At 70.8% G+C, this 14,384-nt stretch carries 17 protein-coding genes; 6 read left to right on the forward strand and 11 right to left on the reverse strand.

Annotation, left to right across the window (positions count from 1 at the left end; translation table 11 throughout):
* Positions 1-24: 24 nt before the first annotated feature.
* The 3 genes from IT780_RS23645 to IT780_RS23655 form a co-directional block, all read right to left on the reverse strand.
* Positions 25-1,275, reverse strand: a complete 1,251-nt coding sequence (locus IT780_RS23645) for a hypothetical protein (protein ID WP_199513836.1) — start codon at positions 1,273-1,275, stop codon at positions 25-27.
* Entirely contained in the window at positions 1,275-1,655 is a 381-nt protein-coding gene (locus IT780_RS23650) for a hypothetical protein (protein ID WP_199513837.1), read from the reverse strand. Before IT780_RS23650 ends, IT780_RS23645 begins: the two co-directional genes overlap by 1 nt.
* Positions 1,656-1,752: 97 nt before the next feature.
* Positions 1,753-2,637, reverse strand: a complete 885-nt coding sequence (locus IT780_RS23655; protein WP_199513838.1) for an MBL fold metallo-hydrolase — start codon at positions 2,635-2,637, stop codon at positions 1,753-1,755.
* Between the two features lie 82 nt (positions 2,638-2,719).
* Between IT780_RS23655 and IT780_RS23660 the strand changes: the two genes are divergently transcribed.
* The 3 genes from IT780_RS23660 (at position 2,720) to IT780_RS23670 (ending at position 6,333) form a co-directional block, all read left to right on the forward strand.
* Positions 2,720-3,592, forward strand: coding sequence for a LysR family transcriptional regulator (locus IT780_RS23660; protein WP_199513839.1), 873 nt, complete (start codon positions 2,720-2,722; stop codon positions 3,590-3,592).
* On the forward strand, positions 3,589-5,103 hold the full coding sequence (locus tag IT780_RS23665) for an FAD-dependent oxidoreductase (protein WP_199513840.1): 1,515 nt from the start codon (positions 3,589-3,591) through the stop codon (positions 5,101-5,103). The genes IT780_RS23660 and IT780_RS23665 overlap by 4 nt, the downstream gene beginning before the upstream one ends.
* Positions 5,104-5,259: 156 nt before the next feature.
* Positions 5,260-6,333, forward strand: a complete 1,074-nt coding sequence (locus IT780_RS23670) for an FG-GAP repeat domain-containing protein (RefSeq protein ID WP_199513841.1) — start codon at positions 5,260-5,262, stop codon at positions 6,331-6,333.
* 31 nt (positions 6,334-6,364) lie between these two features.
* On the opposite strand, the gene IT780_RS23675 is transcribed toward IT780_RS23670, so the two are convergent.
* On the reverse strand, positions 6,365-7,156 hold the full coding sequence (locus IT780_RS23675; RefSeq protein ID WP_199513842.1) for an META domain-containing protein: 792 nt from the start codon (positions 7,154-7,156) through the stop codon (positions 6,365-6,367).
* Between the two features lie 53 nt (positions 7,157-7,209).
* Positions 7,210-7,500 (reverse strand): GNAT family N-acetyltransferase, encoded by a 291-nt coding sequence (locus IT780_RS23680; RefSeq protein WP_307831336.1) that lies wholly within the window; start codon positions 7,498-7,500, stop codon positions 7,210-7,212.
* A 462-nt stretch (positions 7,501-7,962) separates the two neighbouring features.
* Here IT780_RS23680 and IT780_RS23685 point away from each other — a divergent pair, with 462 nt between their 5' ends.
* Positions 7,963-10,056 carry a galactose oxidase-like domain-containing protein gene (locus IT780_RS23685; protein WP_199513844.1) on the forward strand — a complete coding sequence of 698 codons (2,094 nt, stop codon included), beginning with the start codon at positions 7,963-7,965 and terminating at the stop codon, positions 10,054-10,056.
* A gap of 81 nt (positions 10,057-10,137) precedes the next feature.
* On the opposite strand, the gene IT780_RS23690 is transcribed toward IT780_RS23685, so the two are convergent.
* A complete protein-coding gene (locus IT780_RS23690) occupies positions 10,138-10,386 on the reverse strand; it encodes a hypothetical protein (protein WP_199513845.1) in 249 nt (82 codons plus the stop codon).
* Positions 10,383-10,853, reverse strand: coding sequence for a hypothetical protein (locus IT780_RS23695; protein ID WP_199513846.1), 471 nt, complete (start codon positions 10,851-10,853; stop codon positions 10,383-10,385). Before IT780_RS23695 ends, IT780_RS23690 begins: the two co-directional genes overlap by 4 nt.
* A 175-nt stretch (positions 10,854-11,028) precedes the next feature.
* Here IT780_RS23695 and IT780_RS42800 point away from each other — a divergent pair, with 175 nt between their 5' ends.
* Positions 11,029-12,087, forward strand: coding sequence for a DUF2293 domain-containing protein (locus tag IT780_RS42800; RefSeq protein ID WP_199513847.1), 1,059 nt, complete (start codon positions 11,029-11,031; stop codon positions 12,085-12,087).
* A gap of 3 nt (positions 12,088-12,090) precedes the next feature.
* On the opposite strand, the gene IT780_RS23705 is transcribed toward IT780_RS42800, so the two are convergent.
* Genes IT780_RS23705 through IT780_RS23715 form a run of 3 tightly spaced genes read right to left on the reverse strand, consistent with a single transcriptional unit; the run spans position 12,091 to position 13,453 of the window.
* Positions 12,091-12,687 (reverse strand): maleylpyruvate isomerase family mycothiol-dependent enzyme, encoded by a 597-nt coding sequence (locus tag IT780_RS23705; protein ID WP_199513848.1) that lies wholly within the window; start codon positions 12,685-12,687, stop codon positions 12,091-12,093.
* On the reverse strand, positions 12,684-13,109 hold the full coding sequence (locus tag IT780_RS23710) for an SRPBCC family protein (protein ID WP_199513849.1): 426 nt from the start codon (positions 13,107-13,109) through the stop codon (positions 12,684-12,686). Before IT780_RS23710 ends, IT780_RS23705 begins: the two co-directional genes overlap by 4 nt.
* Positions 13,106-13,453 (reverse strand): ArsR/SmtB family transcription factor, encoded by a 348-nt coding sequence (locus IT780_RS23715; protein WP_199513850.1) that lies wholly within the window; start codon positions 13,451-13,453, stop codon positions 13,106-13,108. The genes IT780_RS23710 and IT780_RS23715 overlap by 4 nt, the downstream gene beginning before the upstream one ends.
* 120 nt (positions 13,454-13,573) lie before the next feature.
* Here IT780_RS23715 and IT780_RS23720 point away from each other — a divergent pair, with 120 nt between their 5' ends.
* Positions 13,574-14,035 carry a DUF6010 family protein gene (locus IT780_RS23720; RefSeq protein ID WP_199513851.1) on the forward strand — a complete coding sequence of 154 codons (462 nt, stop codon included), beginning with the start codon at positions 13,574-13,576 and terminating at the stop codon, positions 14,033-14,035.
* Here the strand turns inward: IT780_RS23720 and IT780_RS23725 are convergent.
* Complete coding sequence (locus tag IT780_RS23725; RefSeq protein ID WP_199513852.1) at positions 13,959-14,384, reverse strand: MmcQ/YjbR family DNA-binding protein; 426 nt, start codon at positions 14,382-14,384, stop codon at positions 13,959-13,961. The genes IT780_RS23720 and IT780_RS23725 overlap by 77 nt on opposite strands.

Here is a 14,384-nt window from a genome sequence, read left to right on the forward strand (position 1 = left end):
GCAATGCCCGGCATGCCTTAACTGTCACCGAGACAGTCCGATGACGCCGGGTCCGGGATCGTGACGCGCTGGCCGGGTGTCCGGCGCGATGACCGGTGGCACACCATCCAGCACTTCCCAGGTCTGATCGGCCACGCCGTCGTGCGACTCCTCGGCGGTAGCGCCCCTGCGCGCCCGGTTGGCGGCAGTCTGCTGGCCGATTTGCTGTCCAGCTCGTCCGCGCCCTGAAGAAGCGGTCCGGCCCGTGGCACCGGGTCTACCTCCGGTACTCGGCCCACCGATGACCGTTCCGGACGGCATCGCGCTGCGGACCGGAACGGCCTGTCGCCCTGGCTGCGCCGCACCACGACCGAGCGGTAGCGCTGTCCCACCACCGCCACCGGGAAAGGCGCCGGGCGGGACGCCGAACGGCCCGGCGCCGCCGAACAGACCTCCGGACGCACCGACGCCACCCGGCAGTGTCCCCGCACCTGATGGGATCGTGCCGCTGCCTCCTGTCACCGGGACTGTGGACGGCGTCGGCAGGACACCGGCCAGGTCTGGGCCGCCGGAGGAGCCCGGGAGGCCGCCACCGGTCGGCACGATGCCCGGCTGGGGTGCCGCATCAGTCGGTCCATGGTCCGGAAAGCGGTCTGGCACCGGCGGGTGGTGAGGTACCTCGACCGGTACCGGCCTCGCGCCCGAGGAGTTTCCCAGGCCGGCCGAGGTTCCAGCGCCGGGACCGCCCGCGCCGTCGTTCGGTTCGTCGTCGGGGAATTCCTGCAGAGGTTCACCGCGAGACGGGGTGGCCTTGTAAAGCTGAGGCGGCTGAATCTGCGTGCTGTGATCGGCGATCGCTGCTTCCGCCCGTCGCATCGCCTTACGAGCCTTCTCGTCGTACTCGTCCTCGGCGTGATCGACGAAGCGCGGAATGATGTCGCCGCTGGCGTTCTGGCGCACTTCCACCCACGGTTGGACCTCCGCCTGGGCGGCGCCTAGCGCTTCGAGGATGCCGCGCAATCCGGCACGTGTGTCCTCGGCACGGGTCAGCGTGTCGTTCATGGAGGCGGCGAGTAGGTCCATCCGGTCGAGGAAGACGCGCGCCGAGGCGTTCTTGTCGGGGGGCCAGACTGCCGCAAGGCTCTCCTTGGCGTCGAGCAAGCGGCGATGCTGCACGCGAACGTCGTGGGCCAGCCCTTCCCATGACAGGACCCGGTCGGCACCGGTGCAGGCATTCTCGCCCTTCAGCATCGACCAGATGGCGGGCAGGTTGTACGCGTCCCAGTCAGCGCCCATCACGCCTGCCCTTCCTTCTGCACCGCATCGGCGCTGGCGATCGCTTCGTCCAGGAGCGCCATCACACGCAGCTGTGCAGCTTCCGATGTCATGTCCACGTGAGCGAAGTCCCGCGCGATCTGCTCGGCCACCTCGGCGAAGATGACAGCCATCCGCCTGTATTCCCGCAGGTTGGCTTCTGTGTTCGCCAACGCCTCGGCGTAGCGGGTCTTCGCGTTGAGCACCGTGTCGCCCGGAATGGACCGCCCGAAGACGACGCCGTGGGCGTGGAGGGCGGCGCCGCGGTTGGCGGCCGATGCGAAGCCTTTGTCCGCGTCCGCGCGCAAGCCCTGGGCGACCTCGTTGACCTGATCGGTCTGGATCTGCACCCCGTCCGGCATGCCGCACCTCCCCGTCCACCGCGACGCCACAGCATATCGATCGACGCGTACGCATGTGCACCGATATCCACAGACACGTACGGGGGCCGGGATGTGTTCAGGCCGCGCAGAAGCAGCCGACTCCCTTGGCGATCCAGTCGCGGCCCGACCAGTCCGGGTGCCGGTCGATGAGCACCGCCTCGACCTCCGCCGCGATGGTTTCCTCGTCGAGAGCGGAGTCGCGCCGCTTCCACGTCTCGTCGCGGAGTTCCTCGAGGTAGGCGCGCACCTCGGCCAGCAGCGAGGGGCCGCCGACGTCGCCGTGTCCGGGTACGACCGTGCGGGGGCCGGACTCGCTGAGCCGCCGCATCACCTCGATCCAGCGGACGCCGGAGACGTCGGTGTCGTGCGGCGGGAACCAGGGGAAGATGGCGAACTGGCCCGCCTCGACGAGGTCGCCGGTGAACAGGACGTCCGCGTCCGGGACCGTGATGATCTGGTCGCCCCGGCTGTGCGCCGGTCCGGTCGCGCGCAGGTGCACCACGCGGCCGCCGAGGTCGAGGTCGTACGCGTCGTCGTAGGTGACGTCCGGGGCGGGCAGCTCGACGTCCTCGAGGTAGCGGGCGGTGGTCTCGGCGAGGCCGCGGAACATCTGCAGGTAGCCGGGGCCCTTGGCGGTCAGGTCCTCGGCCTGCGCGCGGTTGATCAGGTACGTGGCCTCGCCGGCGAACGTACGGGCCCCGAAGGCGTGTTCGGGGTGGAAGTGGGTCGTGGTGAGGTAGATGCGGCGGGCGCGGGCGTGCTCGGCGGCGAAGGCGAGGACCTTCTCGGCGTTGCGCGGGCCCATGCCTGTGTCGACGACCAGCACCGAGTGGGTGCCGCCGATGACGCCGATGTTGGGGACGAGCGGCACGTTGCGGTTCTCGATGACGACGACGTCGCGGGCGACCTCACGCGCGTGGGCCGGGTGGACGACGGGTTCGGGCAGCTCAAGGTCGGGCATGCCGCAAGTCCATCCCGGCGGTCCGGCGGGCGTCCAAGTCCGGCTCCGCACGGCCCATACCGTACGAGTATCGTCGCAGGTCATGGAGCTTCGTTCGCTGCGCTACTTCGTCGCGGTCGCCGAGGAGCTCCATTTCGGGCGCGCCGCCGCCCGCCTGCACATGACGCAGCCGCCGCTGAGCCGCGCCATCCGGCAGCTGGAGGCGGAGCTCGGCGCGGCGCTGCTGCACCGCTCCCCCGCCGGAGTATCCCTGACCGCCGCCGGTTCCGTGCTGTACGACGAGGCCCGCGCGATGCTGGAGCGCGCCGACGAGCTGCGTACCCGCATATCGGCCGCAGCCGGCGCCGCCACCTTGACCGTCGGGGTGCTGGCCGACAGCGCCGAGCGGGCCGGGGTCACGCCCGCCGCCGCCTTCCGGGACCGCCATCCGGACGTGACGGTACGGGTGCGGGAGGGTGACTTCGCCGATCCGACGGCGGGGCTGCGCTCGGGGCTGGTCGACGTGGCGCTGACCCGCGCACCGTTCGACGAGACCGGCCTCAGCGTGCGGGTCCTGCGGTCGGATCCGGTCGGCGTCGTGCTGCGTACGGATGACCCGCTCGCCGGCCGCGACCGCCTGTCCCTGGGCGACCTCGCCGACCGGCAGTGGTTCCGCCTTCCCGACGGCGCCGACCCGGTCTGGCGCGCCTACTGGAATCCGATGCCGCCGCAGCGTGACGCCCCGGTCGTCCGCACGGTGCAGGAGTGTCTGCAGGCGGTGATGTGGAACGGCACCATCGGGGTGACGGCACTCAACCACGCGCTGCCTGAGGGTGTCACCGTGGTGCCGCTCGCCGACATGGCGCCGAGCCGGCTGGTCGTCGCCTGGCGTACCGCCGACGCCGGCCCGCTCGTCCGCGCGTTTGTCCGGGACGTGGTTAGCCGACCGGCCCGCCGGGCACCAACGGAGGCATGACAGCGACCCGCAGGGCCCGCTTCACCAGCCGTCACGCCCGCAGGCTCGTCGCCGTCGATCGATCCTTGCCGCCGGCCGCGGAGGACGGCGTCCACACCGTCGTGGTGGGTGGCGGGATCGCCGGCGTGTCGGCGGCTCTGCTGCTGGCCGAGCGGGGCGTACGGGTGACGTTGCTGGAGCGCGGTGAGCGGCTGGGCGGCCGGCTGGCGGCGTGGCCGAAGACGCTCGCCGACGGTTCGCGGCAGATGGTCGGCCACGGCTTCCACGCGTTCTTCCGGCAGTACTACAACTGGCGCAACGTGCTGCGGCGCGTGGATCCGTCGCTGTCGTTCCTGCGGCCCGTACGCGGCTATCCGGTGATCTCCCGCGACTGGCCGCAGGAGGACTTCGGGGGCCTGCCGGGCACCCCGCCGTGGAGCCTGCTCGCGCTCATGGCGCGGTCCCCGAGCCTGCGGACGCGCGAGATGCGCAATGTCGACGGCCCCACCTCGTTGGCGCTGCTCCGCTACTCGCGCGCGGAGACGTACCGGAGCTTCGACTCGATGTCCGCCGCGGCGTTCCTGGACCGGCTCGGCATGCCCGACCGGGCACGGGCCATGCTGTTCGACGTCTTCGCGCACTCGTTCTTCAACCACGCGGCCGAGATGTCCGCCGCCGAGATGATCATGCAGTTCCACTTCTACTTCCTGCGCAACGCCGAGGGGCTGGGCTTCGACGCCCCCGGGGACGACTACGAGACCGCTATCTGGCGGCCGCTCGCCGCGCGGCTGGAGAAGCTGGGCGCGGAGATCCGTACCGGCACGGCCGTCGATCGGATCGAGCCCGGCTGGACCGTCACGCTCGCCGGTGGACAGCAGGTGAGGGCCGAGCACGTCGTGCTCGCGGCCGATCCGCGCTCCGCGCGCGAGATCGTCGCCGCCTCGCCGGGATTGATCCGGCACGCGCCGCGGTTGGCCGCCCAGATGGCAACGGTACGAACCACAGCACCGTACGTGGTCAGCCGCGTGTGGACAGATCGCGACGCCGCACCCGGACGGGCCGTGTTCACGAGCGTGTCCGGGGAGCCGACGCTCGACTCCGTCAGCCTTTTCCACCGCGCCGAGGCGGAGGCGGCACGGTGGGCGCACCGCACGCACGGCGCGGTCATCGAGCTGCACGAGTACGCGGGAGCGCCGGACACCGACGCGACCACCTCGGCGCACCGGATGTGGCAGCAGCTGGGCGCCCTGTGGCCGGAGACCGCGCGGATGAGCATTGTGGACAGTGACACCCGGCGGGGTGACGACGCACCGGCCTTCCCCGTGGGCAGCGACGCCACCCGGCCGGGGGTGAACACGGATGCCGAGGGTCTGTACCTCGCCGGCGACTGGGTCCGCATGCCATTCCCGGCGGCGCTGATGGAGCGGTCGGCCGGCTCCGCCGCCCTCGCGGCGAATGCCATTCTGCGGCGTCACGGAATTCGCCCGGCGCAGGTCTATTCGGTGCCCCTGCGCGGTCTGCTCATTCGCTGAATCGTCAGACCGGTAAGCGCGAAGCATACCCGCCGCGCACCGTTTCCGCGGCCTTTGCGCACAGGCGACGGCAACCGGACTGAGTAGCGGCATTTCCCCTGGTCAGCGCTAATTTGAGAGCGCTCGTCCACACCAGTTCGGCACACGGGGGAAAACATGTTCCGCACCAACCGTCTCATCGCGCTCGCCGCAGCAGCAGCCGTCTCGATGATCGTGCAGATCCCGGGGACACCGGCGGCCGCGACACCACCGGCCGGCGGTGGATTCAGCGGCGTCGCCGGCGATTTCAACGGCGACGGCCGCGACGACATCGTCACGTTCACGCGCGGCACGGCCGCCGATGTGTACGTGGCGTTGTCGACAGGATCGTCGTTCTCCGGCACCGGCGTCAAATGGCACGACTATTTCGCGGCCGGCACGGAGACACCGCTCGTCGGCGACTTCAACGGCGACGGCCGCGACGACATCGCCACCTTCACCCGCGGCTCGGCCGCTGACGTGTACGTAGCGCTGTCGACGGGCCACTCCTTCGTCGGCACCGGCGTCAAGTGGCACAACTACTTCGCCGCCGGCACGGAGATCCCGGCGGTGGGCGACTTCAACGGCGACGGCCGCGACGACATCGCCACCTTCACCCGCGGCAGCTCCGCCGACGTCTACGTCGCCCTCTCCACCGGATCCTCCTTCTCCGGAACCGGCTGGAAATGGCACAACTACTTCGCCGCCGGCACGGAGATCCCGGCAGTCGGCGACTTCAACGGCGACGGCCGCGACGACATCGCCACCTTCACCCGCGGCAGCTCCGCCGACGTCTACGTCGCCCTCTCCACCGGATCCTCCTTCTCCGGAACCGGCTGGAAATGGCACAACTACTTCGCCGTGGGCACGGAACTGCCGTCGGTCGGCGACTTCAACGGTGACGGCCGGGACGACATCGTGACGTTCACCCGCGGCTCGGCGGCCGATGTCTACGTCGCGTTCTCCACCGGTTCCTCGTTCTCCGGTACGGGCTGGAAGTGGCACAACTACTTCGCGGTGGGCACCGAGATCCCGGGCACCGGCGACTTCACCGGCGACGGCCGTACCGACATCGCCACCTTCACCCGCGGCTCCGCGGCCGACGTCTACGTGGCCCGCTCGACCGGCGGTTCCTTCTACGGCACCGGCTGGAAGTGGCACAACTTCTTCGCCGTGAACTCGGAGATCCCGCAGCCCGGCATCCTCTGGTGACATCCACCCCTTAGCAGCGCCGTCCCGGCTCTCACCGGGGCGGCGCTGTGAACTGCAATCCGCGCCCGTCCGCCCGGGTCAGGGCAAGCCGATTCCCGGTCACGCGTACGGACAACGGGCCGCGCAACAATGCGAGAACACCGTCGTCCCAGCCCTCCAGCCCTTTGGCACAGGGCGTCTTCCGGGTGCTCAGGCCCGGAAAGGTGACGGTACCGGCGGTCACGGACGCGGGCCCCTCGAAGACGGTGCAGCCGGTCGACCCGGTCACCCGCCCCGCCCCGATCATCAGGTACGCCCGCGCGCCGGCCGGCACCGAACCCGCCGTACCGTTCTCCAGCAGTGTGTCCAGCGACCACCGCACGCCCGTCAGGGGCCGATCCGGCTCGGCCGAGCGGAGGTCCGTCAGGCGCAGCCGGGCGGTCTCCGTGCTGAGCAGCAAGGTGTCGCCGTCCAGCGCCCACCGCGGCCGGCCCTGCAGAAACCCGATCAGCCGGTCGTCCTGATCGGCCAGCCCCGGCGGGCATCCCATGGCCGTGCCACCCACCTCGGTGACGACCAGCCGGTCCCCGTCGAACGCGACCGAGCCGGCGAGATGGTTGCACCCCGCCTCGGCCGCCACCTCACCGTCGCGGAAGGTGAGCCGCACCCGGGTCCCGGCGACCAGAGGAAAATCCTGCTCGTCGCCCACGGAGACGAACGTCCGCCCGTCCAGCGCCGCGGCTCCATCCGACCCGGACCCGGAACCGCATCCTGCGACCGCCATCGTCGTCACCACCAGGAGCAGCCACCATCGGATCGTCATGGTCACTGGGACGGCTCCCATCCGCCATACGGTTCCCCCGGGCGCTTTCCGCCTCACTCGACGGCGAGCACCTCCTATTTGATGCGGCGGGTGGAGCGGACGACGATCTTCTCGTACTCCGGGTGCTTGTCGAGCCAGCCGCTGAGGAACGGGCAGATCGGCACGACCGTACGGCCCCTGGTGCGCGCGTCGTCCATCGCCGCGCGGGCCAGTGCCGTGCCCACGCCCTGGCCCTCGTACGCCGGCTCGACCCTGGTGTGGGTGTAGGCGATGATCGTGCCGGTCAGCTGGTAGGTCAGCACGCCGGCGAGGACGTCGTTCTCGTCGCGCGCCTCGAAACGTTCCCGTTCGGTTGCGTCAGTCACCGCGATGCTCACCGCGTCATCCAATCATGATCCGGCCCCGGGCGCGGGGCCGCCGCCGGGGAGTTCGCCGCAGATGCGTGCGAATTGGTCCTTCGGCGCATTCACGATATACGCCGGCCGTGAAATTGCGACACACCGGCTCAATGCACTCTTTGCTCTCCGACAAGCAACTGCTGCACCGATGCCGCACCCGCCGTTCGGTCAGATCCACACGTCCTGACGGCGGCGGGAACGGCCATAGTGTGCCGATGCGAGCCATTGAAGAGTGTCCTGAGTCGCCGTTAAAGTGACCGCACCGGCCACATAAGACGTGCGATTCTGCACCGTCCTCGTCACCAGCCGAACCGCCGATCATGAGTGACCCGGCGGAAATCGACGTGCGCGCATTCAGCGAGCAATGCGAATTGATCTATGGAGGCCGGGTCGAGTACTTCTGCATGACATCGGGGGAGGGCATTATTCATGCGTACGCGGCGCGGCCTCATCGCTTTCGGATCACTGTTCGCCCTGTTCCTGCTCGGCGCGGCACCGGCCGGCCCGGCCACCGCGGCCGCCGGCACGGAAGGGGCGGAAGCCGTACAGCACGCCCGGGAGCACGACCCCGGCCATGAGCATGCGGAAGAAGACCTGGCGGACACCCCGATGCGGGTCATCGAGGAGAAGACCGCCAAGCGGGCCGCGCGGGTCCAGAGCGAGACCGGGCGCCGGCCCGGCACGGCGCGGACCCGGGCGGCGGTCGTCGCCGACCCCGGGCAGTCCGGGTCGTGGAGCCCGGTCGTCGGCACGCCGGTCGTCCCGGTGTTCCAGGCGGTGCTGCCCAACGGCAAGGTGCTGATGTGGGACTCCGTCGGCGACAACGCGGCCGAGTCCTATCCGGACCACAGCTTCACCCGCGCGATGGTCTGGAATCCGGCCGACGACACGTACAAGCGGGTCGACGTGCAGGGATCGAACATCTTCTGCGCGGGCTTCGCGCACCTGGGCAACGGCAACATTCTGGTCGCCGGCGGGAACGCCAACGCGAGCCTGGCCGGAACGGTCCAGACGCACATCTTCGACTGGCGGACCGAGACGTGGAGCCGCGGCAACGACATGGCCGCCGCACGCTGGTATCCGTCCGTGGCGCAGACGGCGAACGGCGAGGAAGTGATCGTCGGTGGCGGCCCGGCGACCGCCGAGGTCTACCAGGCGAACGGCGCCATTCGTGCGCTCACCAGCTTCACCCAGTACGGCGGGCGGACCTACCCGTTCATGGGCTCACGACCGGACGCCCAACTCGGGCTGTACGGCCCGTACACCACCGGGTACACGCTCACCACCGCGGGCAACGGCGTCATCACCGGCACCGGCACGCGGGACAGCATCTACCGCGACTACGGCAGCTTCTCCACGTACGACATCGGCAAGACCATGGTAGTGGGCGGCGGCTCCATCACCGAGGGCGGCACCGCGAAGGTCCCCACCCGGACCGCCGTCGTCCTGTCCACCCGTACCGGGCTCGTCCCGGCCGTGGCGGCGACCGGATCGCTGGCGACCGGCCGGCGGCAGCTCAACGCGACGCTGCTCGCCGACGGCTCGGTGCTGGCGACCGGCGGCATGACCAGCGCGGCGACCTCGGGCCTCGTCGACCTCGACCATGCCGCGACGGCAGCCGAACGCTGGGACCCCGCAACGGGTCAATGGACGGTGCTCGCGAGCGCCAGCCGCGTACGGCAATACCATTCGACGGCCGTCCTGCTGCCCGACGGGCGCGTGATGACGGGCGGCGGCGGGGTCTGCGGCATCTGCATGAGCGTCGGCTACCTCGAGAAGAACCTCGAATACTTCACCCCGCCGTACCTCTACAAGAAGGACGGCAGCGGCGACCTCGCGCCGCGGCCGGTCATCTCCACCGCACCGGCCGGCGTCGGCATCAACACGGCGTTCACCGTCACCTCGCCGCAGGCGGCGACCGTCAGGAAGGTCGCCCTGGTCGGGCTCGGCGACGTCACCCACAGCGTGGACCAGGGCCAGCGCTACATCCCGCTGACGTTCACGGCTTCGGGTACGACGCTGACGGTCACCGGCCCACCCAACGGCGGCGTCGCACCTCCCGGCTACTACATGCTGTTCCTCGTCGACGCGGACGGCGTGCCCTCGACTGCCGCGATGGTGCAGGTCGCCAAGGGCCCCAACCCGGTGATGAGCCCGCTGAAGAACAGCACCGGCCAGTGCGTCGACATCCCCTCCTCGGCCACGGCGATCCGCACGTACCTGCAGGCGTACACCTGCAACAACACCAAGGCGCAGGCGATGACCCGGCTCCCCGACGACACCTCGCTGCGGGTCCTCGGCAACTGCGTCGACGTACCGTCCCGCCAGTTCGTGGCAGGCCAGAAGGTCTGGACGTACACCTGCAACAGCACGGTGGCCCAGACGTGGCGCTTCGGCACGGACGGCACGGTCCGGCCGCTCGGCAACACGGCCATGTGCCTGGCGGCGGCATCGACGGCCAGCAAAGCGGCCATCCAACTGGCCACCTGCAACGGCGCCGCCCTCCAGAAATGGACCTGGTAGCGCGGCGATCCCCGAGATTCGGTCCGGCTCGTGCGGGCGACGGCAGCGACCGTACCCGCACGACCCGGCAGCCCCAGATGGTCAGGAGAGGCTGAGAACGGACCCTTCCTGGAGCAACTCCCCGGATCCCGCGTCCACCGCGACGGTCGTCTTCCCGGGGGCGCCATGGAGCTCAACGGAGCTTACGGTGACGACCCCGACAGCCTGACCGTCGTGGGTCACCGTCAGCTCGTCACCGATACGTAGGGCCTCACCCTCCAACCGCCCGGTCACGAAGACCCAAGGGCGACTCGACATGCGGTGAATGGCCTCGACGACGAGCCGGGTCATGCGCTTCTGCTCCTCCACGTCGCGACGAAGCCCGTCTCGGCCTCGTACGCCTCATCCTCCAACGGTCCGGTCATCGTGGTGATCCGGCCCTCCTGATGCTGTCGCACGTGCACGCTTTCATGTCCGAGAGTGCGCACCAGGGTTTCCTCGTCCTGAAAGGCCGCGGGCCCGAGCTGCACACCGAACGAGTCGGTCCTCGCCACGGCGCCCTGGAAATCGAGATAGCCGACGTCGTCCGCGGCCTCCACGACCTCGACGGGGGCTCCCCGGAAGTCGACGCCGGCCAGCTCGGCGTAGTGCCGGACCGTCTCTGCCGTACGCGGCAAGCCGATGTCGCCGTCGAGAACTTCCCGGTTCGACAGCGCTCCTGACCTCGAGTGCAAGACGACTTCGGATCCCGAGCTGCGGTCCGGGCTCGACCGGCCGATGCGCGCGACTCCGGCGATCACGTCCTGCGCTTGGGCCACGTGAGCTGCCGGGTGCGCTCGAGACGGCGCGATCCGGTCGCCGTACCGACCGTCCGGGAGCGGTTCACCGCTTCTCCTTCGTGGATGGCCTGTCACGGCCATACTCGTTCGGCGGGCGCGTCGGTCGCTGTCGGCCGCGAGTGCTCGCGCATGGGGCGAGGGTAGCCTGCCGTCTGTGCGATCCGTGTCGAAGGTGGAGCGCCGGGTGGTCGCCGCTGCCGAGCGGGTGCTGGCGCGGCAGGGGCATGTGTGCCCGCTTGATGTGCTGGCCGGGATGGGGTGGCTGCCGCCCGGGCAGGTGACGGAGTGGCGGCAGGGGCGGAGGCCGCATCTGGAGGCTTGTGCGGCGGTGTCGGCCGACCGCCTGGTCGATGCGATGGAGGTGTTCGAGCGCTGGGCGGCGGGCCAGGAGCTCCGCCCCGCCCAGGTCGAGTACGTGGCCGCCACTCGGGACCGGCGGCCGTTGCGTTTCACCGCCGCCGGCGATGCGGGTGCCGAGGCGTCGTTCCGGACTCATTGGACGCCGGCCGACATGCCGGAGCGGCGGCGCGAGCAGTTGGCCGCGCGGCAGAGCAGGCCGCCGGATCTGGTCGTGGTGCTGGCGGCGAAGGCGTTCACGTGCGTCGGCTGCGGGCGTACGGATTCAAGCATGGTGATGATGGAGGACGCCGGACCGTCCTGCCTCGCCTGCGTGGACCTCGATCATCTGGTGTTCCTGCCGGCCGGGGACGCGGCGCTGACCCGGCGGGCGAAGCAGGCCAGCCGGCTGTCGGCGGTCGTCGTGCGGCTCGACCGGTCCCGCCGCCGTCACCAGCGACAGGGTCTGCTGGTCGAGGAGGCGGCGGTCGAGCGGGCCGAGGAGCAGTGCCTGTCGGACGAGGAGGCCCGGGCCCGCCGGCGCGAGCGCGACCGGCTGCGGCGTGCGGAGGCGGACGAGCGGTTGCAGGAGGAGTTCGCTCGGCAGATCGGCCGGTTGTTCCCGGGCTGCCCACCGGATCGGGCCGCGGCGATCGGCCGGCACACCGCGACCCGCAGCAGCGGCCGCGTGGGCCGCAGCGCCGCCGGGCAGGCCTTCGAGCCGGACGCCGTCACGCGGGCCGTCGTGGCCTCGGTGCGGCATGAGGACACCGCGTACGACGAGCTGCTCATGGCGGGCGTGCCGCGGGACGAGGCGCGGCAGCAGATCCGGGACGACATCGAGCGCGTGCTCGAGCGGTGGCGGCGCCGGCCCTGAGAGTCAGCTGCGCGGCAGGCTCTGTCCGTCGGGGAGCGTACGGCCGCTGAGCAGCGCCACCAGCGATCCGGTGTCCGCACGCACGAGCCTGCCGCTCCCCCGGCTCCAGGCCGTGTCGGTGGCCTCGAGCCGTACGCCGGTCAGGTCGATGCCGAACCACGCGCCGTCCGCCGCGGCGATCCGGTCCAGGATGGCGGTCACCGCGTCCGGCGGCGCGACGGGCGGCCGGCCGAGCGCGATCGTCACGTCCAGGGAGTGGATCACGGCGTGGCTCAGGGCGCCGGCGTCGCCGCCGCCCGGGGGCTGCCAGGCGTGCAGGACCGGCGATCGGAGCTGGTCGAGGAGGGTGGCGGCGGGGAGGGCGGCGTCCCGCGCGGCCACGGTGTCGGACAGGACGCCGAAGTCGCCGCGTGCCGCCGCCATCTCCGCGCCGAACTGTTCCGGTGTCAGCCGGGCCGGCATCGTGACGTGCGCGACGACGTGGCGTACGGCCCATTTCTCGCACAGGGTCGGGGCGTCCCACGTCTCGGCGGGCGCGCCGGCGAGCAGGTCCGCGAGCCCGTCGTACGTGGGGCCCACCCAGGTCTGCAGTTCGCTCACGACTTTTCTCCCAGGTATGCCTCGAGCTTGTCGAGGGAGGTGAGGAAGCCGGCGCGGGCCTCGGGCGTACGCATCGCCTCCGGCACGTGCCGCTGGTGGATGACGACCGCGGTGCTGCCGTCGCCGAGGTCCTCGAGGGTGCTGGTGGTGTGCATCCCGCTGGCGGGTTCCACCCAGGACAGCCGTTCCGGCGCGACGACCTCGGTGAACGTGGCGACCATCCGGTAGCTGCCGTGCGCGCCGACCATCAGGGTCTCGAAGCGGCCCCCGGGGCGCAGCTCGACGATGATGCCGTCGACCGGGGTGTCCATGCCGCGCGGTCCCCAGAAGTGCGCGAGCTCGGCGGGCTCGGTGAGGCATTTCCACACCAGCTCGCGGGGCGCACGCAGGACCCGCCGGTGGACGAGCTCGTCGTCGCTCACTGCTCCCCGCCTTGGAGCCGGGCCAGGTGCGTTTCCAGCCGGTCCATCCGTTCCGACCACGTACGCCGGCTCTCCTCGATCCACGAGTTCGCGGCCTGCAGCGCGGCCGGTTCGAGCCGGCACGGCCGGGTCTGCCGGTGCCGTCCCCGGGTGACGAGGCCGGAGCGTTCCAGCACGCGGATGTGCTGCGACACGGCCTGCAGGGTCATCGCGTACCGGTCGGCCAGCTCGGTGACGGTCGCCTCGCCGGCGCTGAGCCGGGCGACGATGTCCCGCCTGGTCCGGTCGCTGAGCGCCGTGAACACGGCATCGAGCCGCTGCTCGTCGACGGTGGTGGTCGTCATGCCGTTACTCAAGCAGATACTTTATAAAGCGTCAACTAGAGAAAGGAGTGGCGACAATCCGGGGGAACCTGGCAGTCAGGCCCGTGTTCCCGGCGCCGGGGTGCTCCTAGGTTCTCCGGCATGCTTCGTTACCTCACACCCGTGATCATCGGGTTGATCTGGGCCCTGGCCTGCTCGTTCATCCCGGAGCCACGCCGTCGGCAGATCAACGCGGTCGTCGTCGGGGGCGCCGGGGCCGCGTACATCAGCGGCGGCGGCTTCGGCCTCGGCGAGCTCGCCTTCACCGCGCTGATGACCGCGGTGGCCTATCGCGGGCTGCGCTCGTGGACCTTCATCGGGGTGGGCTGGCTGCTGCACACGGTCTGGGACGTCCTGCACCACCGGCGCGGGACCCCGCTGATCCCGTCGGTGCACGACTCGTCGTTCGGGTGCGCGATCTGCGACCCGGTCATCGCCCTGTGGTGCTTCGCCGGCGGCCGCTCCCCCGCGGAGCTGCTCCGGCGGTTCACTGCGGCGGGTGCGCGCTCAGCCAGGCGGACGCCCGGCGCGCCGATGCCCGGGACAGCCACGCGTCCTGAATGAGCTCGGCGAGCTCCGTACGCGTCAGCTCCCCGATCCGGCACGCCCGCAGCAGCACCGACGGGTGGCCGTCGAAGTGCCAGGTCGTGAAGAACGGCGACGCCTCGTCCTGGACGAGCGCCTGCTTGTCCGTCTCCGACTCGACCCAGAACACGATGACGTCCGGATAGCGCTCGCCGGTCGCGGGGTCGACGGCGTCCGGCCGGGGGTTGCGGAAGAAGATGAAGGACTTCCCGCCCACCTGGTAGACCGGCTTGTCCCCGGCGGCGTGGTCGACGGTCACATGCGGCATGGCCAAAGCCAGCTCATGGACGTCCTCGACCCGGGCCGGCCGGTCGTGGTCCCGTGACAT

Origin of the sequence: Nucisporomicrobium flavum (assembly GCF_016464385.1) — a bacterium.
In the GTDB taxonomy this organism is placed as follows: domain Bacteria; phylum Actinomycetota; class Actinomycetes; order Mycobacteriales; family Micromonosporaceae; genus Actinoplanes; species Actinoplanes flavus_A.

What these genes read in the sequence shown, in the direction of transcription:
- IT780_RS23645 (WP_199513836.1), bottom strand. Translation starts at nt 1,275, where the DNA reads ATGGGCGCTGACTGGGACGCGTACAACCTGCCCGCCATCTGGTCGATG.
- IT780_RS23650 (WP_199513837.1), bottom strand. Translation starts at nt 1,655, where the DNA reads ATGCCGGACGGGGTGCAGATCCAGACCGATCAGGTCAACGAGGTCGCC.
- IT780_RS23655 (WP_199513838.1), bottom strand. Translation starts at nt 2,637, where the DNA reads ATGCCCGACCTTGAGCTGCCCGAACCCGTCGTCCACCCGGCCCACGCG.
- IT780_RS23660 (WP_199513839.1), top strand. Translation starts at nt 2,720, where the DNA reads ATGGAGCTTCGTTCGCTGCGCTACTTCGTCGCGGTCGCCGAGGAGCTC.
- IT780_RS23665 (WP_199513840.1), top strand. Translation starts at nt 3,589, where the DNA reads ATGACAGCGACCCGCAGGGCCCGCTTCACCAGCCGTCACGCCCGCAGG.
- IT780_RS23670 (WP_199513841.1), top strand. Translation starts at nt 5,260, where the DNA reads ATGTTCCGCACCAACCGTCTCATCGCGCTCGCCGCAGCAGCAGCCGTC.
- IT780_RS23675 (WP_199513842.1), bottom strand. Translation starts at nt 7,156, where the DNA reads ATGGGAGCCGTCCCAGTGACCATGACGATCCGATGGTGGCTGCTCCTG.
- IT780_RS23685 (WP_199513844.1), top strand. Translation starts at nt 7,963, where the DNA reads ATGCGTACGCGGCGCGGCCTCATCGCTTTCGGATCACTGTTCGCCCTG.
- IT780_RS23690 (WP_199513845.1), bottom strand. Translation starts at nt 10,386, where the DNA reads ATGACCCGGCTCGTCGTCGAGGCCATTCACCGCATGTCGAGTCGCCCT.
- IT780_RS23715 (WP_199513850.1), bottom strand. Translation starts at nt 13,453, where the DNA reads ATGACGACCACCACCGTCGACGAGCAGCGGCTCGATGCCGTGTTCACG.
- IT780_RS23720 (WP_199513851.1), top strand. Translation starts at nt 13,574, where the DNA reads ATGCTTCGTTACCTCACACCCGTGATCATCGGGTTGATCTGGGCCCTG.
- IT780_RS23725 (WP_199513852.1), bottom strand. Translation starts at nt 14,384, where the DNA reads ATGTCACGGGACCACGACCGGCCGGCCCGGGTCGAGGACGTCCATGAG.